Genomic DNA, 21208 nt, shown 5'->3' with positions numbered 1-21208 from the left:
TGGCTGGCCTCTTGCGGATTCCGGCTGGACTAGCCCGGGGTGGCCATTACTGGCCCTGCGATTACTGCAGCAGGGACATGACCATCGACGACATGCTGTTGGTCTGCTTCAGCATGGCGGTACCAGCTTGCATCAGCATCTGGTTCGAAGTCATGCTCGACGACTCGGTCGCGAAGTCGACGTCCATGATGCGGCCGGTAGCGGCTTGCGTGTTGCTCGAGATGTTCGACAGGTTGTTGTAGACGTGGTCGAGGCGATTCGACACGGCGCCCAGCTTCGAACGCAGGGTCGAGACGGCGTCGACGGCCTTGTTCAGGTTGCCGATCGCCGTGTTGGCGTCGGTGAACAGGATCGAACCGGTCGACGCGGCGATCGGCGCGCCGGCGGCGTTCGAGACGAAACCGGTGGTCGCCGTCGTGATCGTGTCGGTCACGCCGCCGGCCGCGGCGAGTTCGGTGTCGAAGTTCGCGGTCATTTTTTCCGAGCTGTCGGCACCGATCTGGAAGGTGATGCCGGCGGCGGCGTTCAGCTTGCCGTTCGCGCTGGTCGACAGCAGTTCGGTGCCGCCGAATTTGGTGTTCGAGAAAATGTTCGAAAGTTCGTCGGTCAGCGAGTTGTATTCCTTGTCCATCGCTTTCTTGTCGTCGTCGGACGAGGAACCGTCGGCGGCCTGGGTCGCCAGGTCCTTCATGCGGGTCAGGATGTTGGTGACTTCGTTCAGCGCGCCGTCGGCGGTCTGCAGCATCGAGATCGAGTTCTGGGTGTTGCGCATTGCGACGGCCATGCCGCTGCTCTGGGATTTCAGGCGGGTGGCGATCTGCAGGCCGGCCGCGTCGTCCATTGCCGAGTTGATGCGGTAACCGGTCGACAGGCGGGTCATCGAGGTCGACAGCGAGCTCTGGGTACGGGTCAGCGAATTTTGTGCGGAAAGCGATGCGACGTTGGTGTGAAGGCTCAGCATGATATGGCTCCTAATGGCTTGGATACTGTTGGGAGGTTGCGCATCTCGCGCTCTCACAAGTACAGGACGACCATTTCACGTCCGTCATTAAATGCCGAGCGGAAATTTTTTAAATTTTTTTTTGCGGGTTTCATGTTGTCATTTTGACTGTTGTACGTATGGCAGGGCTGTCATGCGTAAACCGGATATGCAAGACCGAAAGTATTCGTTCGTCTTTCGAGGGGGTGTGCTTAACCTGTGCCTTCCAGAACCTTTCGAAAAGAGCCCTCCATATGTTGTCAAGAAAACTGATCCAGGCCCTGGTCGGCATCGCGCTGATCGCCCCGACCGTGCATGCCGCCGACATCACTCTCCTGAACGTGTCGTACGATCCGACGCGCGAGCTGTACCAGGACGTCGGCAAAGCCTTCGCCGCCAGGTACAAGGCCCAGACCGGCGACAACGTCACCTTCAAGGCGTCGCACGGCGGTTCGGGCAAGCAGGCCCGCTCCGTGATCGACGGCCTGCAGGCGGACGTCGTCACGCTGGCCCTCGCCTGGGACATCGACGAGATCGCCGAGCGCGGCCTGATCGCCAGGGATTGGCAGAAGCGCCTGCAGCACAACAGCTCGCCGTACAACTCGACCATCGTGTTCCTGGTCCGCAAGGGCAACCCGAAAGGCATCCACGACTGGAACGACCTGATCAAGCCGGGCGTGCAAGTCATCACCCCGAACCCGAAGACGTCCGGCGGCGCGCGCTGGAATTACCTGGCGGCCTGGGGCAACGCCCTGAAACAGCCGGGCGGCAATGAAGCGAAGGCGCGCGACTACGTGGCCAAGCTGTTCAAGAACGTGCCGGTGCTGGATTCCGGCGCCCGCGGCGCGACGACGACCTTCGTCGAACGCGGCATCGGCGACGTGCTGATCGCCTGGGAAAACGAGGCGATCCTGGCCATCAAGGAACTGGGCCCGGATAAATTCGAAATCGTCGCGCCGAAGGCGAGCATCCTGGCCGAGCCGCCGGTGGCCGTCGTCGACAAGGTCGTCGACAAGCGCGGTACCCGCAAGGTGGCGGACGCCTACCTGCAATTCCTGTACACGGATGAAGGCCAGGACATCATCGCGAAGAACTACTACCGCCCGATCAACGCTGCGATCGGCGCGAAATACGCGGCGCAGTTCCCGAAAGTGAACCTGTTCACCATCAACGACGTGTTCGGCGGCTGGACGAAGGCACAAAAGACGCACTTCGCGGATGGCGGCACGTTCGACCAGCTGTACCAGCCGGGCAAGTAAGCATCGGCGTAAGATAGCCTGACGTCGACGCCGGCGCTTTCCGTGCCGGCATTCTCTTTTTACGGACCCATCATGGACTGGCTCGATCGGGTGACATGGTTCCTGGTCATCGTGCTGGTGATCGCCGCGCTGTGCTTCCCCTTCAACCGCGGCGACTAGCGGGAGCCGCTGCAGCGCCGTCCGTGAACTGGATGGCGTACTCGAAGCGGTGGACGGGGCGCCTGGCCTGCCGCCACCACCGTCAGGCCACATACGGGCAAGCTGAGGCGGATGCGCGTGATACCGATTTTTTCGTCGAGTTCGAATCCCATGTCGGCTGCTCTCTTCACGATGTGGAAAAGTGTAGGCGCCGGGGGGCGGCCCGGGTAGGCATGCGGGAAGCCGCACCGTGGTGCATGCGGCGCTCCAGTGCCGATCGAACCCGTCAAAAAGCGTGACGGATGCCGAGCGCGTTCGTTGCCGCGTAGCCCGCGCCGGTTTTCTTGTCGCCCGTGTGGATGAGATACACGTCCGTTCGTTTGGACAGCCGGTAGTCATAGCCGAGCGACGTCGTGCGGCGTTGCGTGTTCGCGCCGCGCGCCGGCGTCAATCTCGTGCGGGCGCTCTCCAGCAGGATCGCGCCCCGCGCGCCCACCGGGACCGACAACCCGGCATCGAGCAGCCGCGACGTGTTCCCGCCGTCGATGCCGGCGTGGCCGGCATTGCCGTAGACCTTGACCGGACCGAAGTCGTAGGCGACGCCCGCCATCCACGCCTTCTGTTCCACCGGCAGCGGCGTGAGGATGTTGACGCGCAGCCGCTGTGCGCTGACGGCCGCGCTCCACGGGCCGTCGTTGTAGTCGGCGTGCACGCCCAGGTTCGCCACGCCCGCCCGGCCGGCCTGTTCGCCCGGGCCGTAGTCGATGCTGGCGCGCACGCCGCCGACGCGCGGCGTCGTGTACCGGATCACGTTGTTCCACACCGTGTCCCCGAGCACGTTGCTGCCGTACGCCGCGACGAAGCTCTGTGTCGCGAGCGGCGAGAACACCACCGAGGTGCCGAACGGGCTCAGTTGCAGCATCTGCTGGTACATCGGATTCGTCTGCCGGCCCAGTGTCAGCCTGCCGAAGCTGCCTTCCACGCCGACCCAGGCATTGCGGGACCAGAACGGGTCTGTCGCGTTGCGGCCCTGCTCACCGGTATCCGGGCGGTAGAAGCTTTCCAGCGACCAGACGATGCGGTTACCCGATCCGAGATCCTCGCTGCCGCACAAGCCGAGGAAGGACGTCGTCAGGCCACCGCCGTTCAGCTGCGTGACCGCCTGCGGCTCGCCGCTGCGCTTCACGCTGCCCAGGTAGGTGCCGATCAAACCATAGAGTTCGACGGACGATTGTGCGGCCGCATTTGCGCACAGCAGGCATGCGAGGGCCCCTGCCGCGGCCAGCGCGGCTTTGTTGTTTTCGATTGTCATGGTGTCTCCGGGTGCGGGCTATCGCCTCAGGGCGAGATTTCTTCGAGCGAGCGGTTGGTGGTTTCGATCATGCCGAGGGTCGCGACGAGGCCGACGACGGTCATCCCGGCGAACATGAGGAACACGGTGTTGATGCCGTCCTTCGCCAGCACGACGCCAACCAGTGCGGGCGCCGTCGCCGATGCGGCGCGCAGCCACGACGTGGCGAGGCCGGTACCGATCGCGCGGATCCGCGTCGGATAGATCTCCGGCGTGTACAGGTACAGCATCACTGTCGTCGTGCCCATCACGGCGTACGCGGCCGAACCGAGGATCATCACGTGGGTGGCGCTGTCGGTACCGAGCGTGACCAGGCCGACGAGCAGCAGTCCGGCCAGGATGAAGCTGCCGATGGCCCAACGGCGGCGCCCCGTACGGTCGATCAGCAGTGCGCAGCAGACGACGGCGCAGGTACTCAGCACGTTCGACAGCGACGCCATGTGCAGCGCTTCCTGCAGCGGCAGGTGGTACACGGTCTTGTAGAGACTGGGCAGCCAGTTGTTGATGCCGTTGGCGACGAAGTACGCGCTCGCCCACAGCGCCCATACGACGAACGTGCGGCGCTTGTAGACGGGCGAGAACAGTTCCTTCCACGACCCCTTGCGCTTGTTCTGCAGCGTGCGGGCCAGTTCCGCGGTGCGTGCCGCGCAGGCGTCCGGCTGCGTGGCCGGATCGAGGTGGCGTCCACGGCTGGAAGCCTCGACGGACGCGATGATGCGCTCCGCTTCCGCGTAGCGTCCGCGGCCGATCAGCCAGCGCGGCGATTCCGGCAGGCGGAATACGAGGAGGCAGATCAGCAGGCCGGGAAGGCCGCCGATCAGGAACATGTACTCCCAGCCGAAGCGGGGCACGACGAACGCGCCCGCTTGTGCCGCACCCAGCAGTCCGATCGGGAAGATCAGTTCGTACAGCAGGAAGAAGCGCCCGCGGCCCTTCGCCTGCGACAGTTCGTTGATATAGGTGGCGGCCACCGGCACCTCGCCGCCGACGCCGATCCCCTGGATGAAACGGGCCAGGAACAGCATGTTGAAGTTGCCGGCCAGCGCGCAGCCGATGCTCATGATGGACATGAGGCCGATCGTGATGCCGGCGCTGCGCACGCGCCCGATGCGCTCGGCGAGCCAGCCGAAGAACAGGGCACCGACGACCTGGCCCAGGTAGCCGGACGCGATCAGCAGGCCGACCTGTCCGGGCGTGATCTTCCACAGCCCGATCAGGACCGGGAGGACGAAGGCGAGCGACAGGGCGTCGAACGCGTCGAAGAACGTGGCGCTGCCCATGATGACCCTGGCCTTCGTGTGCCAGCGCGACATGTGGACGTTCTCGAGCCGGAAGAGCAGCGGGGCGGCCTGCGCGACGTTCTGGTCGCGCTTGGGCGATGGTTCGAACTGGTGTTCGGGTGTGACTGTCTGGTTTGCGATGCTCATGTTGTCTCCGTGATTATTGATTGTGGTGCCGTCTGGGCGGCCTACGGGAGCTTCTGCGTATGTGACCGGTTCATGTCTCCTTGTGGGCAAACACGGCCAGCGTCGCTTCGATGTCGTCCTGGTCGATGCCGCGTGTGATGAACACGAGACGCGTGCGGCGGTCCGTGCCTGGCCAGGCGTCCAGCTTGCGGGGCGGATGGAAGATGTGCTGGACGCCGTGGATGACGATGGGCGCTTCCGGATGCTCGCGCACGTGCACGATGCCTTTTACCCGCAACAGGTCCGGACCGCGCATGGCCGTCATCATGTCGAGCCAGGCCTGGAAGCCGCGCCACGACACCGGATCGTCGAGCACGACGGCATGCGAGCGGATGCCCCCGGCGTGGTCGTGGTGATGGTGATCGTGATCGTGATGGTCATGCCCGGTCGCGCGGGCGATCCACGCGTCGCTGTCGGCCGCGTCGTGCGCGACCGCGCCGCCGAACAGGATCTCCGGTTCGATCCTGCCCTGGGTGGCGGGGCACACGGGCGCACCCGGGTTGAGTGCTGCCAGCCGGCGTTGGAATGCCGCGCGTCCCTGCGGCGTGGACAGGTCGGTCTTCGTCAGCACGAGTCGGTCGGCCAGTGCGACCTGGTGCCGTGCCGCGTCGTGACGCGCCAGCGTGTCCGCGCCGTTCACCGCATCCACCGTGGTGATCAGCCGGTCGAAGCGGAAGTGCTCGCGCAGCGACGGTTCGGCCATCAAGGTGTGCAGGATCGGCGCCGGGTCGGCCAGGCCCGTCGTCTCGAGCACGACGCGGTCGATGCCGTGCGCCGCACCGTCGCGCGCCAGCCGGGCCAGCGTGGCCTGCAGGTCGCCGCGCACGGTGCAGCATACGCAGCCGTTCGCCAGCAGGACGAGTTCCTCGCGCGTCTGTTCGAGCAGGTCGTGATCGAGCCCGACTTCGCCGAACTCGTTGATGATGACCGCGGTGCGGGCGAAGGCCGGATCGCGCAGGATGTGCGACAGCAGCGTGGTCTTGCCGCTGCCCAGGAAGCCGGTCAATACGGTGACGGGCAGCGGCAGCGTGGGTTTGTCGTTGGGGCTCATGTGTGTTCCTCAACCATGGAGTTTAGCGAAAGAACGCAGGGTCTTGCCGAGCCGGGCGACGAGGAAGGCACAGGTGTCGTCCCCTGGCGCCCCGGCCAGCGCCCCGAGCAGGGCGCCGATGCTCCAGGTGCCGTCATCCGCGCGGCCCCGTTCGCGCAGCAGCGCCGCGACGTCCGCGCGGCCGTTGCGCTCCGCCTGGCCCAGCAGGTAGTCGGCGATGTCCTGCTCGAAGTCCTGCAGCTGCAGCGTGACGCCACCCGCGCTGCAGGCGCAGCTTCCCGCCAGCGCCACGTGCTGGCGTGCCAGGCGGTCCCAGATGTCGAGCAGTTCGCGTGCTTCGACCGATACGGCGTGGGCGGCGGCTTCCATCGTGGCCTCAGGCGGTGACGGACGCGGTGCCGCGCAGCCGTGCCGTGGCCGCGGCATCCAGCTTGCCGTCGGCGCCGACGATCACCTTGTAGGCGCTCGCGGCCTGCTCGCGGCTGACGTAGCCCTCGCGCACGTCGTCCGCCACCAGCGCGGGATCGCGCTCGGCCGGATCGCCGAATCCGCCGCCGCCGCCCGACAGCATCTTGTACGCATCGCCGCGCGCCAGGCGGACGTTGAACACCTTGGCGTTCGCATGGCTTTCGTCCCAGACGCCGTCCTTGCGGATGCCGATGCCGTTGCCCGCCGCTTCATGGCCGCCATCGAGGCCCCACGGCTTGCAGTGGACGCGGTCGATACGCGTCGTGACCGAGAACGGCGACAGCGCCTGCACCACCATCTCGGCGCCGAGACCGCCGCGCTGGCGGCCGGCCCCCGCGCTGTCCTGGCGCAGCCGGTAGCTTTCCACCAGCACCGGGTATTTCGCCTCCAGCTGCTCGGTGGGGCTGTTGTGGGTGTCGCCGTCGTTGATGCAGACCGTGGCCGACACGCCGTCCTCGCGCGACTTGGCGCCCCAGCCGCCGCCCAGCGGGCCGATGCCGACGATGAACAGGCGCCCGTCTTCCGGCGAGATGCCGTGGATGTTCGGGAACACGAGGTCGGCGTGGTGGCCGGCGATCGCGCGGTCGGGAATCGCGGGGGCGAGCGCCTTGAAGATCGTGTCGATCACCGTCATCGGGAACGTCATCCACACGCGCATCGGGAACGGCCGCTCCGCGCTGATCACGGTCCCCATCGGCATGATGACTTTCAAGGGACGGAAGCTGCCGTCGTTGACGGGATAGTCCGTCGGCGTCGTCAGGCACTTGTACGCGACCTGGGCGCAGGCGATACCCGTCGTGAAACCGGAGTTGTAGAAGCCGCGCACCTGCTTGGCGACGTCGGTGAAGTCGACCGTCATCTCGTCGCCCTGCACGACCACCTTGACGCGGATCGGGATGCGCTTGCCGACTTCGAGGCCGTCGTCGTCCATGTACGATTCGGCTTCGTACACGCCGTCCGGGATGCTCAGGGTGTTGGCGCGGGCCAGCGCTTCCGAATGGTCCATGATCTGCACGACGGACGCGCGCACGGCCTGCCAGCCGTAGCGGCGCACGAGTTCCAGGTAGCGGCGCTCGCCCGTCGTGATCGCCGTGATCTGCGCGCGCAGGTCGCCCATCGCGCGCTCGGACAGGCGCACGTTCATCGCAATGATGTCGACCAGGTCCTGGTTGACGATGCCTTCCTTGCGATACTTGACGATCGGGATCTGGATGCCTTCCGAATAGATGTCGGTGGTGATCTGGCCCAGCGTGCCGCCCACGTCCAGCCAGTGCGCCATGCAGCAGGTGAAGCCGATCAGCTCATCCTCGTGGAACACCGGCATCGTGAACGTGAAGTGGTTCAGGTGGCTGCCCGTCGTGTACGCGTCGTTGGTGACGAGGATGTCGCCCGGCTTGATGTTCTCGAGCCCGAAGTGGCGGATCTTCGCTTTCACGGTTTCGCTCATGCCGCGAATGAACATCGGCAGGCCGAGGCCGATGGAGATCGAGTCGCCTTCCACGGTGAACAGGCCCACGGTGAAATCCAGCGCCTCGTAGATGATCAGGTTGTAAGCCGTCCGCGTGAGGTTGGATTTCATTTCTTCCGTCACCGCGATCAGGCCGTTGCGGATGATCTCGACGGTGACGGCATCGACCGCTTCTGCGGCGTGTGCTTGCGTGTTCATTACAGTTCGCTCCCGATGGAAATTTGCAGGTTGCCGAAGGCGTCGACGAGCACCTCGTCGCCCGGTTGCACGACGGTGGTCGATGCGTGTTCCTCGACGAGCGCCGGTCCGGTGATGCGGTTCCCGCTGCGCAGCAGGTGCCGCTTGTAGACGGGCGTGGCGACGAAGCCGGCGGCCGAGCGGAAGTACACGTCCTTGCGGGCACGCAGCGCTTCGTCCGGCGGCACGGCGCTGCCTTCCTCGACGGCGTGGCGGGGCGGCTTGCGCATCACGCCCAGCACCGTGACGCGCAGGCTCACGAGATCGGCCGGCTCGCCCGGTGCCGACGTACCGTAACGAACATTGTGGACGGCGTCGAAACGCTGCTTGATCGCGCCGCGGTCCTGGCGCTCGAAGAATTCGGTCGGCAGGTCCACGGCGACGGCATGCTCCTGGCCGACGTAGCGCATGTCGGCCGCGCGCTCGATCACGATGGATTCCGGCGCCACCGCGGACTGCGCCAGCGCGGCGCGGCCCTCGGCCTCCATGCCGGCGTAGATCGCCTCGATCTCCTCGAACGACACGTCGTCCAGCTTGCGGAACACCGAGCGGACGTAGTCGTAGCGCAGGTCCGAGAACAGCATGCCATAGGCGGAGAAGTAGCCGGGCGCGAACGGAATCAGCACCTTGCGGATGCCCAGTTCGCGGGCGATGGCGGAGGCGTGCAGCGGCCCCGCGCCGCCGTAGACGACCATCGTGAAGCTGCCGGCGTCCAGGCCGCGCTCCGTCGTCACGGCCTTCACCGCGTGCGACATCGAGGTCACCGCGATGCGCAGGATGCCGTCGGCGGCGCGCACCGGATCGATATCGAGCGGATCGCCGATCTTCGTCTGCATCGCGCGGTAGGCACGGTCCTTGTCGAGCAGCATTTCGCCGCCGAGGAAGTTGTGTTCGTCCAGGCGGCCCAGCAGCAGGTTCGCGTCCGTCACGGTCGGCTCGGTGCCGCCGCGCTGGTAGCACACGGGGCCCGGGATCGAGCCGGCGCTTTGCGGGCCGACGCGCAGCGCGTTGCCCACTTCCAGGCGCGCGATGCTGCCGCCGCCGGTGCCGACCTCGAAGATGTCGATCATCGGGATCTGGATCGGCAGCGCCTTTTCGTAACCGCCGATCAGGGCGCTGCTGCTCGTCAGCGGCTTGCCGTCGTTGATGACGCCGGCCTTCGCCGTCGTGCCGCCCATGTCGAACGCGATCGCGTCGCCGAGGCCCAGCTGGGCGCAGATCGCCTGCGCGCCGATCACGCCCGCGGCCGGACCGGATTCCAGCATGCGCACGCATTCGCGGCGCGCATGATCGAGCGGGAACAGGCCGCCCGTAGATTGCACGGCGTAGAAGTCGCCGGGGAAGCCCTGCTGGTCCAGGTGCTCTTCCAGTTCGCCGAGGTAGGCGGACACGCGCGGGCCGACGTAGGCATTGGCCGCCACCGTCGAGACACGCTCGAACTCGCGGTATTCCTGCGACAGTTCGTGCGACGCGGTGACGAACACACCGGGGATCTCCTCGCGGACGATGTCGCGCACCCGGATCTCGTGCGCGGGATTGCGGTACGAGTGCAGCAGCAGGACCGCGACCGCGTCCACGCCTTCGTCCTTGAGCTGGCGTGCCAGCGCGCGCACCGCATCGTCGTCGAGCGGCCGGTAGACCGTGCCGTCGGCCAGCAGGCGCTCCGGCACTTCGAAGCGCAGCGAACGGCGGATCAGGGGCTCGTGCTTGGAAAAGAACAGGTTGTACGCGTCCGGACGGTTGACGCGGCCGATCTCGTAGATGTCGCGGAAGCCCTGCGTGATGAGCAGGGCCGTCTTCGCGCCGTTCCGCTCCAGCAGCGTGTTGATCGCGATCGTCGAGCCGTGCAGGAACAGGCCGCCGTCCTCGACGTGCGCACCGGCGCTGTCGAGCGTGTTCTGGATGCCGTTCACGAGCTGGCCGTGCGTGGACAACGCCTTGCCGAACGACAGCTCGCCCGTCTTTTCGTTGAGGATCGCCAGGTCCGTGAACGTGCCGCCGATGTCGACGGCGATGCGCAGGTGGCCCGCGGTGTTTTCCGTGGTCATGCTGATGTCTCCTTGTTTGCTTCGATGGGCTCAGAGAGCCTTGACGGTGTTCTTCAGCAGTCCGATGCCGCTGATCTCGACCTCGACCGTGTCGCCCGGCTTCATGTACAGCGGCGGCTCGCGGCGGTCGCCGACGCCGCCCGGGGTGCCCGTCGCGATCACGTCGCCGGGGGAGAGGGGGGTGAACGTCGACAGATACGAAATGATGACGGGCAGCGTGAAGATCAGGTCCGACAGTGGCGCCTGTTGCATGACGGCGCCGTTCAGCCGGGTCGTCAGCACGGATTGCGTGATGTCGGCGATCTCGTCTGCCGTGACCAGCGCCGGGCCGAAGGCGCCGGTGCCAGGAAAGTTCTTCCCGGGCGTCCACTGGTGCGTGTGGCGTTGCCAGTCGCGCACGGTGGCGTCGTTGAAGCAGGCATAGCCGGCGATATGGGCCATTGCATCCGCCTCGGCGATGTCGCTGCCGCCCTTGCCGATGACGACGGCGAGTTCGCCCTCGAAGTCGAAATTTTCCGATTTGCCGCTCGGGTAGCGCAGCGGCGCGCCGTCGGCGATGAGGGAGTCCGCGAAGCGGACGAAGATCGCCGGGTGCTCGGCATCCGGACGCTTCGTCTCGGCGACGTGCGATTTGTAGTTCAGGCCGACGCAGAAGATCTTGCGCGGGTTGGCGAGCGGCGGCAGCAGTTCAACGTCCGCCAGGGCCAGCGTGGCCGGTGCACTGGTCACGACTTCCTGCAGTTTGGGCAGCGCGCCGCCGTCCAGGACGGAACGGATGTCCGGATAGCGTTCCAGGAAATCCTTGCCCGGGGCGGCGATCCGGTCGCCGGACAGCACGCCGTAGCCGGCCTTGCCTTCGTATTGGTAAGCCACGAGTTTCATCCCGTATCTCCTCCGTTGTGTTGTTAGTCGATTCAGATTGGCAAATCGAGTCTAGGCCGTGCTAGGCTATGCCGGAAGCCATCAGTCAGACATTTCAGACATGCCTAAAAACGCATACCAAGAAGACGCCATCCATTACGGGGCCTGGAAGCTGTTCATCGTCGTGAGCGAGCTGGGAAGCCTGACGAAAGCAGCGACGGCCTACGGGACGACGCAGCCGCACATCAGCCGGCAGATCACCGAGCTGGAGCGCGAGTGCGGGGGGCGGTTGTTCGTTCGTACGGGACGTGGCGTCGTGCTGACGGAGCTCGGGCGCCGGATCGCACCGCGCATCCGCAGGTGGATTGCCGACACTGACCAGCTGACGAACGATATCCGCGCGACGGCGGACACGCCCGTCGGCGCGGTCCGGCTCGGGATCCTGCCGTCGACGGCCCATCCGTTCGTCACGACGCTGTATTACCGGCTGAAGGAGCAGTTCCCGCTGATCCAGTTGACGATCCGGGAAGGGCAGGGGGCGCAGCTGGAAACCTGGCTCGAGAATGGCGACGTCGACCTGGCACTGCTGTACCGGCACAGCGCGACCCCCAACCATGGCGACGTCTACCTGTCCGAAGTGGAGACGTACCTCGTCGGCCCGCCCGGCGATGCGTTGACGGGCGCACCGACCGTCGCTTTCCGGTCGTTGAACCGGCTGCCTCTCGTAATGTTCTGCCGGCCGAACTCATGGCGCGACAGGCTCGACCATGTCGCGGCCGAGCATGGGATCGCGCTGAATGTCGTGGCCGAGGTCGATTCGCTCGCGTTACAGACGCGGATCGTGAGCAATGGCGGCATGTATGCACTGCTGGGGCCGTATGCTATTTCCGGCGCAACCCGGTCCCTCCAGCTCCAGTCCAGCGCGATCGTCGAGCCGCAGCTGCTGCGTCATATCGCGTTGGCGGTGTCCCAGCAAGGACCGTTGACGCTCGCGGGCAAGACGGTCATGCAGCTCGTCAGGGAAATCGCGAACGAGGCACAGGTTGGCGGCATGCCGGTCAGTGTCGGGTGAAGACAGGTTCGAGGGGCGTCGTATATACTGACCGGTTTCGGTGCCGAGCCTGGATAGTATGAAATACCGCAAGAGAACGTTAAGTGTTGCCCCGATGATGGACTGGACCGAGGAAGCGCTGTTTATAGAGTGAGGAATGGGGCAGCTGTAGCAAATTTGTAGCAATCGGTTTTCGCGAAGACGAACGGCCCGTGCGAAGGCGGCGTTCGACACTGCCAAGGCATTCGTGGTCGAAGCCGTGCCCGAGCCCTTACGCCGGACTCCGGGGAACCTCGGTTGTGTGTCCGGCCGCTACGGTCGGCGTAAGTCGTTGGTTCAGATATGCCCCGACGTCGCGGCTGTTCGGTTTGCATGCTTGGCACTACGCATGTGCTGATTGCCGATCGATATAAACAGTTTATTTAATAACGCCTCATGAGAAAAATCGCTGGCTGCCTTGCCACCGCGGTGATGTCAATGTAGGAGCGGACATCGGTCATGCGGTTCTAAGTCAACTTGTCCGCGGCACTGGCGGCCCTGACCGCACGGCTCGACGCGCTGGCCGCGCAGGCGCGTTTACAGCTCGACAGTCACGTACTGTAGTCTTACGACTAAGCCATTTCTCGAAACGGCCCCTGGCAGTGGGACAGCCTCCGCGGGAGCAGGACGGACAACACGGCGAACCGCGCCATGCGATGTCATAAGCCGACGTTGAATGCGCTGCCGATGGCCACGGTGGAACCCATGGCGAGGGCGCTCCAGCACGTGACGCGGAGCGCGGCCGGCATGGCGGGCGCGCCACCAGTCTTTGCCGCCAGTGCCCCGAGTCCGGCAAGCCCGACAAGTGTGGCAACGACCAGCACCGCAATGAGCAGCCCGGCTGGCGCCAATGCCGTGATCGCCAATGGCATGGCGGCGCCGACAGCAAAACTCGATGCGGAGGCAAGGGCCGCCTGCAATGGGCGTGCCTGCGTGGCTTCGGACATCCCCAGTTCGTCGCGGGCATGGGCGCCGAGAGCGTCATGCGCCATGAGTTGCGCGGCAACGCGCCGGGCCAAATCCGCCTCCAGGCCCCGCTGCACGTAGATCGCGGTCAATTCGCGCAGCTCCGCTTCCGGGTCATTGGCCAGTTCGTTTTTTTCCTGGCCGATCGATGCTTTCTCCGTGTCGGCCTGAGACGCGACCGAGACATATTCGCCCGTCGCCATCGACATGCTCCCGGCCACGAGTCCAGCGAAGCCGGTCAACAGCATATTGCTATGCGACGCATGAGCTGCGGCAACGCCGACGAGGAGACTGGAGGTCGAAATGATGCCATCGTTCGCCCCAAGGACGGCGGCGCGCAACCACCCCAAGTGTTTGATACGGTGCATTTCCTGGTGTCTCATGCTTCCGACCCGTAGTTGAGGTGGCTTTATTTTATGGCAAGCCAGGGGCATGCGCGAGTGGATAGTTGGGTTAAACTGACTTCATGCCTCCTGGTCCGCACCCGATTCACACCCTGGAACTCCGCGTCCGCGAGATCGAACAGTTATTCAATTCGCTCGACCCATCACCTCTCCTGGACAAGGATCTCGACCGCAGTTGTGAAGCATTCATTGAAAGCTGGGCGTTGGCCTTGCCTCACGAAAGCCGTTTGCAACTGACTATTTTCGTCGAAAAAATCGAGTCCACCGCAAAGGCCTGCGAACTTGTTTCTGATGCTATCCACAACTATTACCGATACAAGGCCGAGATGGTGCGTTATGAACTGCGCCAGTTATTAAGGCAGGGACGGATGAGTCTTGCAATCGGTGTGGCTTTCGTTTGTGTTTGCTTATTCCTTGCAGAGGTCGCGGAAGGCCTTATTCCCAGCCCCACCCAATCGATCGTACGCGAGAGCCCCACGATCATCGGTTGGGTTGCAATGTGGAGACCGGTGCAGATCTTCCTGTACGACTGGTGGCCGCTCAAAGGGCGAATCCGGGTCTTCGACAACCTGCGCTTTGCACGCGTCTCGATTATCGAGGCCTGATTTGTAACTGATTTGCCTGTTATGAAAGCAAAATACTCATCTTGGATCGCGCTTTGATTTGCATCAATTTTCAAAAAGATAAATTTGTGTCGATATAAGCGTTTTCGGCTATATTTTCCAGAGCTATCTGCTTGCTGTCAGACGCTTTCGGGCATTGGATATATTCTCTCCGCTATTACCCGGGCACCCCGTCGAGTCGTCATCGCAGGTCCGATCTATGTATCGCTCCGACACTCCATCATGAAATTACTTCCAGTTTTCGTCGTGTTGACTGCCCTGGTCTGCAGTGATAAGGCGTCGGCCCATGTCGACTGTACGGACCCGGTTGACCAGTGGAAGCCACGTGATACGTTGCGGCAAGAGGCCGAAAAAAACGGTTGGACCATACAGCGCATCAAGGTGGATGACGGTTGTTATGAGGTGAGGGCGGTGGATCGCAACGGCAATAAGGTAAAAGCGAAATATTCTCCTGCTACCCTGAAAATTCGCAGTCTTGAAGTCGAGTTCCAAGAAGAGGCGGATACGGCGGAATATCTCCCGCCGGTTGGGAGAAGACATAACCTCGGGGCGAAGCACGACCGATAAAGGAAACTTTCGTGAAAAAAATAACCACATATATGTGCATCGCGAGCGCGTGCGCGCTTCCGACTGCCGCTTGGGCCAAGCCGGTAACGTTGAACGCTCAATTGCAGAATTATGGCGGCAATGGGGCTTATCTGGCGGTGTATCTGACCGACGCTGCCGGAAAATACAAGAAAACCTTATGGGTCGCGGGAAAGAAATCGAAATACTACAAGCACATGAGTGCATGGGCCCGGGGTAGCGGTCTCAATACCCGCGAGTTCGACGGCATCACAGGCGCCAGCGTCGGCAGCGGCAAAGGACTCAAGGTCACAGTCGAAATCGCTGATGTCCTGATCGACGCCGGCTATGAAATCAGGATCGACAGTGCTGTCGAGGACGGCCGGGACAATCCTGCCGAAGTGCGTGTGCCCCTGACGAAACAGGGCAGCGGAAAAGCGGTCAAGGGCCGAGGCTATATCAATACCTTCAGTTACGATCTGTAACCGCGGACGTATGTTACGCAAGATTCACTCGCTCCCGGGGCTTGTCGCCGCGCTGTTCATCGCCGTCGTGGGCGTGACGGGTGCGATCCTGTCGGTCGATCCGGCCGCCGAGCGGATGGGAGCGAGCCTGCCGGCGGGTCTTAACGTGGCCCGGCTGGCGGAGCGGGTGCAGACACGCTATCCCGGCGCGGAACAGATCCAACGCACGCCGTCGGGCGCTCTCATCGTGTATTACCAAACCGGGAGCGGCGCCGGGGCAGACCAGGTCGATCCAGCGAGCGGCAACCGTATTCGGCCGTACACCCCATCGGCGTTCTTCCGATGGGTTAAACAGTTGCACAGATCGCTGTTCCTCGACACGACCGGCCGCATCGCAACTGGCGTGACGGCGGTCTTGATGCTCGTGCTCTGCGTGTCGGGACTCATGCTGCTGGTCCATCGCGTCGGCGGTTGGCGGGCGCTGGCGCGGCCTCTACACGGCAGCAGAAGCCAGCGCTGGCATGCCGAGGTCGGACGGCTAGCCATTGCGGGCCTGTTGATATCGGCGATCACGGGCACGTACATGTCGGGCGCGACGTTCGGCTTCGTCTCCGACGGCATGCAGGACGAGCCCGATTTTCCGTCGACGACGTCGGGTGGGCCACCTGCGCCCGTGGGACGATTGCCTGCCCTGGTCGCCACCGACGTAGCCGACCTGCGCGAACTCGTGTTTCCGGAGCCCGGCGACGCTGCGGCCGTCTACACGTTGCGAACTGTCCAGGGAGACGGATACGTCGACCCGTCGAGCGGCGCCTTGCTCGCTTTTCGCGCGCACAGCGGCACGCGCGAGGCGTACGAGTTGCTCTACCGCTTGCACACGGGCGAAGGTCTCTGGTGGTTCGGTTTGATTCTGGGCGTGTGCGCATTGACGTCACCCTGGATGGCGGTGACGGGCGCGACTGTCTGGTGGCAGCGGCGGCGCGCGAAGCCGCGCCTGTCAGGCAACAGTCGGGCGCGGTCGGCGGAGATCCTGATCCTGGTGGGCAGCGAGAACAACAGTACATGGGGATTTGCGCGCGTTTTGCACGATGCGCTGCGCGAGGCGGGAAGGCGGGTGTGCACCGCGCCGATGAACCAGGCCTCGTTCCATGACAGCCCCGCACGCATGGTCTTCGTCCTGACAGCGACCTATGGCGACGGCGGCGCGCCTTCATCCGCCGACCAGTTCCTGGCGCGGCTGGCTCAACGCCCGCCTGACCCGGCGACCCGATTCGCCGTGCTTGGTTTCGGTGACCGGCAATTTCCGAAATTCTGCCAGTTTGCCAAAGACGTCGATGCGGCTTTCCGTGCGCATGGCTGCCAGCCGGCCCTCGAACTGGTCCCGATCAACCGGCAATCGTCGCAGGAATTCGCACGTTGGGGCGTTGCGGCCGGCGACATGCTTGGCTCCGGGCTGAAGCTGGAATACACGCCGGTCCATCCGCAGACCTTTCCGTTATGCCTGCAGGAGCGGATCGATTATGGCCGGGAGGAATCCGAACCGACGGTCGTGCTGCGTTTCGTTGCCGCTTCCGTTGCGGCCCCCGGGGGCCTGTTGAACAGGCTGTTCAAGAGAGATCGACTGCCGCATTTCGAGGCGGGGGACCTGGCCGGCATCATTCCTCCCGGTAGCGCCATGCCGCGCTTCTATTCACTGGCGAGCGGTTCCGGGAACGGCGTGCTCGAAATTTGTGTGCGTAAGCAGCCGGGCGGCATGTGTTCCACATATCTGCACGGTCTTCGGGTTGGCGACCGTGTTGAAGCGTTCATCCAGCCGAATCCCCAGTTCCGTCCCGCGTCCGGAAAGTCGCCGGTGATCCTGATCGGAGCCGGCACCGGCATTGGCCCGCTCGCGGGTTTTATTCGAAATAATACCGGCAAATATCCCATGTATTTGTACTGGGGAGGGCGGGATCCCGAATCGGACTTCCTGTATGAACCGGAGTTGAAGAATTATCTGGCCGACGCCCGGCTCACGCAGCTTCACACCGCATTTTCACGTGTCGGCAATGGCGTCCGCGTGCAGACGCGCTTGACGGAAGATGCCGAGAACATGCGCAGGTTGATTGGAGGCGGTGGCCAGGTTCTCGTCTGCGGCAGCAGTGCGATGGCGCACAGCGTGAGGATGGCTCTGGACGAGATCCTGGCGCCCATGAACCTGAGCGTACAAACGCTCAGAACGACTGGACGGTACCGTGAAGACGTTTTCTGAACAGCAGTCCCATGTCGCCTTGCGGCGCTACAGCCTGAATGGCAAGACGATGGGGACGCGCTATACGGCGATCTTTTATGCGTCGGAGCCCATCGATGCGATGGCAATCGGCGCGCGGCTGCAAGCCGCCGTCGACAAGGTGGATCTGCAAATGTCGACCTGGATACCAACGTCCGATGTGTGCCGCCTGAACGCCGCGCCCGAAAACACCTGGGTGACGATACCCTTCGAGCTGATGGAGGTACTCGACATCGGGCTGCGGGTCGGCCAGGCATCGCATGGCGCCTTCGACATGGGTGTTGGCGCACTCGTGGACGTGTGGGGATTTGGTCCATCGGCCCGGTCGTTCGCGGCGCACGATCCCGCGCCGGATCCGCGGCGACCCACGCAAGCGGGTGCAATCCTCGATACGGACCGCGCACGTCGGCGAGTCCGCAAGCTGCATCCGGTCACGTTGGACCTGTCGGGGATCGCCAAGGGCTACGGCGTCGACGAGCTTGCGCGCTGTCTCGAACGTCTGGGTGTCGAGCGTTACCTGGTCGGTATCGATGGCGAAATGCGGGCGCGTGGCGTCAAGCCCGGCGGGGAAGCTTGGGCTGTCGCGGTCGAGAAGCCGGTCTTCGGCCAGCGCGAGGTCTCCGGTGTCATGGAACTCGTTGACGCAGCCATCGCAACATCCGGCGATTATCGGCATTGGATCGAAGTCGATGGGAAGCGGTATGCACACACGATGGATCCGCGATCCGGACAGCCGTTGTCGAATGCCGTCGCGGCGGTCACCGTGCTCATGCCGACTTGCGTCCTGGCCGACGCCTGGGCCACGGCGCTGCTTGTGCTTGGTGAACAGGACGGTGTCGTCCTTGCCAGGGCAAACGGGATCGATGCGATTTTTGTCCTGCGCGAGGACGACCGGTTGCGGGAGATCCTGGTTCCTGGTCGTTTGCTGCAATGAGATCGGCGTCACCCGGCCGGCGCAGTGCCGCCTTGCCGCTTGCGAAGTACCGTCTTCACGACCTCGAACCACAGCGTGGCTACGATCGCGGCCCCCGCGGCAATCGGCAGTATCCCGGCCGGCGGTCGTACGAACGAGAACAGGCGCGCGATGGCGGGAATCGTGAGAACGATGGTGAGCACGGCGAGCGTCGACACGGCCATCCAGTTGAAATAGCGGTTCCCGGCATGTTCGCGTTGCCACGTGGCGCCTTCCCAGGTACGGTTTACATAGATGAGTCCGATGTTGGAAAGAACCAGTACCGTGAAGGTCATCGCGCGGGCGGCATCGTCGGAACCCGTGTGATGGCGGCTCCACGCGTACATCCCGCAAAGTAACGCCAGCAGACCCGCTCCCTGCCATAGCCCCCTGATCAGCACAGCCGTGTCGAACAGTCTGTCTTCCGGACGCCGTGGCTTGCCACGCATCGCATCCCGTTCTGGCTCCTCCGCTTCGAACACGAGCGAGCAGCTCGGGTCGATGATCAGCTGGAGGAACAGGATATGGGCTGGCAGGAGCACCAACGGCCACCCGAGCATGACGGGCAGAATGGACAGGCCGACGATCGGCACATGGACGGCGACCACGAACACGATGGCCTTGCGCAGATTGGAGAAGATGCGACGGCCATAGCGTACTGCCGTGACCAGTGAGGAAAAATCGTCCTCCAGAAGCACGAGGCCGGCAGCCTCGCGCGCGACGTCGGTGCCTCGCGCACCCATCGCGACCCCGATATTCGCCGCTTTCAGGGCCGGCGCATCGTTGACGCCGTCGCCGGTCATCGCAACGACTTCGCCGCTTGCCCGGAACGCCTGCACCAGCCGCAACTTGTGCTCAGGCATCACGCGGCAGAAGATATCCGTCGCCGCCAGGCGCATCCCGAGTTCGTCGTCGCCGAGCGAGGCCAGCTCCGCTCCCGTCATGAAGTTGCCATTCGCAGGCAGGCCCGCCTGGCGCGCAATCGACAATGCGGTGGCCGGATGGTCTCCGGTGATCATCACGACGCGGATGCCGGCTGCGCGGCATTCGGCGATGGCGTCGGGCACGTTGGCGCGCACCGGGTCTTCCAGTCCGACCAGGCCGAGGAATTGGAAATCGAAATCGTGCTGGCTCTCCGGCAGATCGCGGGCCGCGAACACGGCCCTCGCTACGCCGATCACACGCAGGCCGTCGGCCGCCATGCGCGCGACCTGATCCGCGATACGCGCGCCGCGTACCGGGTCCAGGTGGCATAGATCGACCATCGCCTCCGGCGCACCCTTGGCCGCGATCATGCGTTCGGTGGTGTCCGGCGATTGCCACACCCGCGTCATGGCCAGCATCTCGCGCGACAGGGGATAGTCGTCGACGAGCGTCCAGTCGCCGTGTAAATGCTCGGTGTCGGCAAGGAGCGTCTTGCCCGCCTCCGTGATGGCCGTTTCCATCGGATCGAAGGCGCGTCGGTGGCTCGCCAGCACGGCATACTCCAGCAGGCCATGAAAGGTTTCCGGAAATAGAGCATCCAGTGCGCCCCCGACGTCAAATTCCGTACCGTCGCACCAGAGCTTGCGGACCACCATGTGATTGGTGGTCAGCGTCCCTGTCTTGTCGACGCACAGCACTGTCGTGGCGCCGAGCAGTTCGACAGCGGGAATGTTCCTGGCTAAAACGCTTTGCCGGGACAGGCGCCAGGCACCGAGTCCGAGGAAGAGCGTCAGGACAACCGGCAACTCCTCGGGAATGATCGCCATTGCCAGCGTCAATCCCGCCAGCAGGGCGTGCAGCCAGTCCGCGCGCAAGATGCCATAGCCGAGGGTCAATAGCGCAGCCAGCGCCATACCGGCCAGGGCCACGACCTTGACGATATGGCGGGTCTCGGCCTGGATGGGTGTACTGTCGCCGCCCAGGCCGGCAAGCGATCTTCCGATCCTGCCGAAGGCGCTTTGCTCGCCGGTGGCGACGACTTCGCCGCGCGCCGTGCCCTGGGTGACAAGGGTTCCGGAAAACACGTTGACGTTTGCATTGTCGTCCGGGGCCGCGCTGTCGGACGCCGCCCGCTTGGCGACAGGTACCGACTCGCCTGTCAGCATTGATTCGTCCACCATCAAGTTCGACGATTCGTGCAGCCGGATGTCGGCCGGCACCCGGTCGCCTTCCGCGAGGAGAACGGCGTCGCCGCGCACCAGTTCGCGGCCCGGAATCCGTCGAGCCTGGTCTCCGCGCAAGACGAGCGCCCGCGGACTGGACAGGTCACGCAATGCATCGAGAGAGTGTTCCGTGCGGCGCTCCTGGACAAAGGTAATGCCCATCACGACAAACACGAACCCCAGCAGCATCGACGCTTCCTGGCGGTCGCCCAATACCATGTAGATGGCGCCACAGGCGACCAGCAGCAGGAACATCGGCTCGAAGACAATGTCGCGCAGCAGGCGCAGGACGCTGCGCGGCTTCGATGTGGGCAGTTCATTCGGACCTTGTTCGCGCAGTCGTCGTCTGGCTTCCTCTTCGTCGAGCCCGCAAGGCTGGGCAGGCCGCATGTCAGCTCCTTGA

General features: G+C 64.2%; 18 protein-coding genes. 8 read left to right on the top strand and 10 right to left on the bottom strand.

All coding sequences use genetic code 11. The annotated features are described in order from the left end of the window. Positions 1-61 precede the first annotated feature (61 nt). Positions 62-961, bottom strand: a complete 900-nt coding sequence (locus tag QPK29_RS23410; protein WP_371768550.1) for a flagellin N-terminal helical domain-containing protein — start codon at positions 959-961, stop codon at positions 62-64. A 275-nt stretch (positions 962-1236) separates the two neighbouring features. Here QPK29_RS23410 and QPK29_RS23405 point away from each other — a divergent pair, with 275 nt between their 5' ends. Beyond that, the gene (locus QPK29_RS23405) at positions 1237-2238 is read left to right on the top strand and encodes a sulfate ABC transporter substrate-binding protein (RefSeq protein WP_371763751.1); all 1002 of its coding nucleotides are present in this window, start codon (positions 1237-1239) and stop codon (positions 2236-2238) included. Positions 2239-2280: 42 nt separating this feature from the next. Continuing rightward, entirely contained in the window at positions 2281-2397 is a 117-nt protein-coding gene (locus QPK29_RS23400; protein WP_229411876.1) for a DUF1987 domain-containing protein, read from the top strand. A 265-nt stretch (positions 2398-2662) separates the two neighbouring features. Here the strand turns inward: QPK29_RS23400 and QPK29_RS23395 are convergent, their stop codons facing one another. The 7 genes from QPK29_RS23395 to QPK29_RS23365 all read right to left on the bottom strand — a co-directional run bounded on the left by QPK29_RS23395 (position 2663) and on the right by QPK29_RS23365 (position 11347). Continuing rightward, positions 2663-3688: a porin gene (locus QPK29_RS23395; protein WP_371768549.1), complete on the bottom strand. Its 1026-nt coding sequence runs from the start codon at positions 3686-3688 to the stop codon at positions 2663-2665. A gap of 26 nt (positions 3689-3714) precedes the next feature. Further along, positions 3715-5154 carry an MFS transporter gene (locus QPK29_RS23390; protein WP_371768548.1) on the bottom strand — a complete coding sequence of 480 codons (1440 nt, stop codon included), beginning with the start codon at positions 5152-5154 and terminating at the stop codon, positions 3715-3717. A gap of 70 nt (positions 5155-5224) precedes the next feature. Continuing rightward, positions 5225-6244, bottom strand: a complete 1020-nt coding sequence (locus tag QPK29_RS23385; protein WP_371768547.1) for a CobW family GTP-binding protein — start codon at positions 6242-6244, stop codon at positions 5225-5227. Between the two features lie 9 nt (positions 6245-6253). Continuing rightward, positions 6254-6613, bottom strand: coding sequence for a hypothetical protein (locus QPK29_RS23380; RefSeq protein ID WP_160409554.1), 360 nt, complete (start codon positions 6611-6613; stop codon positions 6254-6256). 7 nt (positions 6614-6620) lie between these two features. Continuing rightward, positions 6621-8378: a hydantoinase B/oxoprolinase family protein gene (locus QPK29_RS23375; protein ID WP_056123478.1), complete on the bottom strand. Its 1758-nt coding sequence runs from the start codon at positions 8376-8378 to the stop codon at positions 6621-6623. Then, the gene (locus tag QPK29_RS23370; RefSeq protein ID WP_371768546.1) at positions 8378-10465 is read right to left on the bottom strand and encodes a hydantoinase/oxoprolinase family protein; all 2088 of its coding nucleotides are present in this window, start codon (positions 10463-10465) and stop codon (positions 8378-8380) included. Before QPK29_RS23370 ends, QPK29_RS23375 begins: the two co-directional genes overlap by 1 nt. Positions 10466-10495: 30 nt before the next feature. Beyond that, positions 10496-11347, bottom strand: a complete 852-nt coding sequence (locus QPK29_RS23365) for a fumarylacetoacetate hydrolase family protein (RefSeq protein ID WP_371768545.1) — start codon at positions 11345-11347, stop codon at positions 10496-10498. A 100-nt stretch (positions 11348-11447) separates the two neighbouring features. On the opposite strand from QPK29_RS23365, the gene QPK29_RS23360 reads away from it, so the two are divergent. Continuing rightward, positions 11448-12398, top strand: coding sequence for a LysR family transcriptional regulator (locus tag QPK29_RS23360; protein WP_229411874.1), 951 nt, complete (start codon positions 11448-11450; stop codon positions 12396-12398). A gap of 677 nt (positions 12399-13075) precedes the next feature. Here the strand turns inward: QPK29_RS23360 and QPK29_RS23355 are convergent. Beyond that, a complete protein-coding gene (locus QPK29_RS23355) occupies positions 13076-13765 on the bottom strand; it encodes a VIT1/CCC1 transporter family protein (protein ID WP_400189840.1) in 690 nt (229 codons plus the stop codon). Positions 13766-13848: 83 nt separating this feature from the next. Here QPK29_RS23355 and QPK29_RS23350 point away from each other — a divergent pair, with 83 nt between their 5' ends. The 5 genes from QPK29_RS23350 (at position 13849) to QPK29_RS23330 (ending at position 18640) form a co-directional block, all read left to right on the top strand. Then, a complete protein-coding gene (locus QPK29_RS23350) occupies positions 13849-14391 on the top strand; it encodes a hypothetical protein (RefSeq protein ID WP_371768543.1) in 543 nt (180 codons plus the stop codon). Between the two features lie 240 nt (positions 14392-14631). Beyond that, the gene (locus QPK29_RS23345) at positions 14632-14976 is read left to right on the top strand and encodes a PepSY domain-containing protein (RefSeq protein WP_371768542.1); all 345 of its coding nucleotides are present in this window, start codon (positions 14632-14634) and stop codon (positions 14974-14976) included. An 11-nt stretch (positions 14977-14987) separates the two neighbouring features. Further along, the gene (locus QPK29_RS23340) at positions 14988-15458 is read left to right on the top strand and encodes a DUF2271 domain-containing protein (protein ID WP_229411870.1); all 471 of its coding nucleotides are present in this window, start codon (positions 14988-14990) and stop codon (positions 15456-15458) included. Positions 15459-15468: 10 nt separating this feature from the next. Then, positions 15469-17688 carry a PepSY domain-containing protein gene (locus tag QPK29_RS23335; protein WP_371768541.1) on the top strand — a complete coding sequence of 740 codons (2220 nt, stop codon included), beginning with the start codon at positions 15469-15471 and terminating at the stop codon, positions 17686-17688. Further along, positions 17672-18640 carry an FAD:protein FMN transferase gene (locus tag QPK29_RS23330; protein WP_307166932.1) on the top strand — a complete coding sequence of 323 codons (969 nt, stop codon included), beginning with the start codon at positions 17672-17674 and terminating at the stop codon, positions 18638-18640. The genes QPK29_RS23335 and QPK29_RS23330 overlap by 17 nt, the downstream gene beginning before the upstream one ends. Positions 18641-18648: 8 nt before the next feature. Here the strand turns inward: QPK29_RS23330 and QPK29_RS23325 are convergent, their stop codons facing one another. After that, entirely contained in the window at positions 18649-21195 is a 2547-nt protein-coding gene (locus QPK29_RS23325) for a cation-translocating P-type ATPase (RefSeq protein ID WP_371768540.1), read from the bottom strand. Positions 21196-21208 lie beyond the last annotated feature (13 nt).

Origin of the sequence: Massilia orientalis (assembly GCF_030411975.2) — a bacterium.
Classification (GTDB): Bacteria; Pseudomonadota; Gammaproteobacteria; order Burkholderiales; family Burkholderiaceae_D; genus Telluria; species Telluria orientalis.
Note: the sequence above shows the minus strand (reverse complement) of the source record. Positions and strands in the feature narration are given on the sequence as shown.

Bases quoted from the DNA above. Each gene is read 5' to 3' on its own strand.
- QPK29_RS23410 (WP_371768550.1), bottom strand. From the start codon at position 961: ATGCTGAGCCTTCACACCAACGTCGCATCGCTTTCCGCACAAAATTCG.
- QPK29_RS23395 (WP_371768549.1), bottom strand. From the start codon at position 3,688: ATGACAATCGAAAACAACAAAGCCGCGCTGGCCGCGGCAGGGGCCCTC.
- QPK29_RS23390 (WP_371768548.1), bottom strand. From the start codon at position 5,154: ATGAGCATCGCAAACCAGACAGTCACACCCGAACACCAGTTCGAACCA.
- QPK29_RS23385 (WP_371768547.1), bottom strand. From the start codon at position 6,244: ATGAGCCCCAACGACAAACCCACGCTGCCGCTGCCCGTCACCGTATTG.
- QPK29_RS23380 (WP_160409554.1), bottom strand. From the start codon at position 6,613: ATGGAAGCCGCCGCCCACGCCGTATCGGTCGAAGCACGCGAACTGCTC.
- QPK29_RS23375 (WP_056123478.1), bottom strand. From the start codon at position 8,378: ATGAACACGCAAGCACACGCCGCAGAAGCGGTCGATGCCGTCACCGTC.
- QPK29_RS23370 (WP_371768546.1), bottom strand. From the start codon at position 10,465: ATGACCACGGAAAACACCGCGGGCCACCTGCGCATCGCCGTCGACATC.
- QPK29_RS23365 (WP_371768545.1), bottom strand. From the start codon at position 11,347: ATGAAACTCGTGGCTTACCAATACGAAGGCAAGGCCGGCTACGGCGTG.
- QPK29_RS23360 (WP_229411874.1), top strand. From the start codon at position 11,448: ATGCCTAAAAACGCATACCAAGAAGACGCCATCCATTACGGGGCCTGG.
- QPK29_RS23355 (WP_400189840.1), bottom strand. From the start codon at position 13,765: ATGAGACACCAGGAAATGCACCGTATCAAACACTTGGGGTGGTTGCGC.
- QPK29_RS23350 (WP_371768543.1), top strand. From the start codon at position 13,849: ATGCCTCCTGGTCCGCACCCGATTCACACCCTGGAACTCCGCGTCCGC.
- QPK29_RS23345 (WP_371768542.1), top strand. From the start codon at position 14,632: ATGAAATTACTTCCAGTTTTCGTCGTGTTGACTGCCCTGGTCTGCAGT.
- QPK29_RS23335 (WP_371768541.1), top strand. From the start codon at position 15,469: ATGTTACGCAAGATTCACTCGCTCCCGGGGCTTGTCGCCGCGCTGTTC.
- QPK29_RS23325 (WP_371768540.1), bottom strand. From the start codon at position 21,195: ATGCGGCCTGCCCAGCCTTGCGGGCTCGACGAAGAGGAAGCCAGACGA.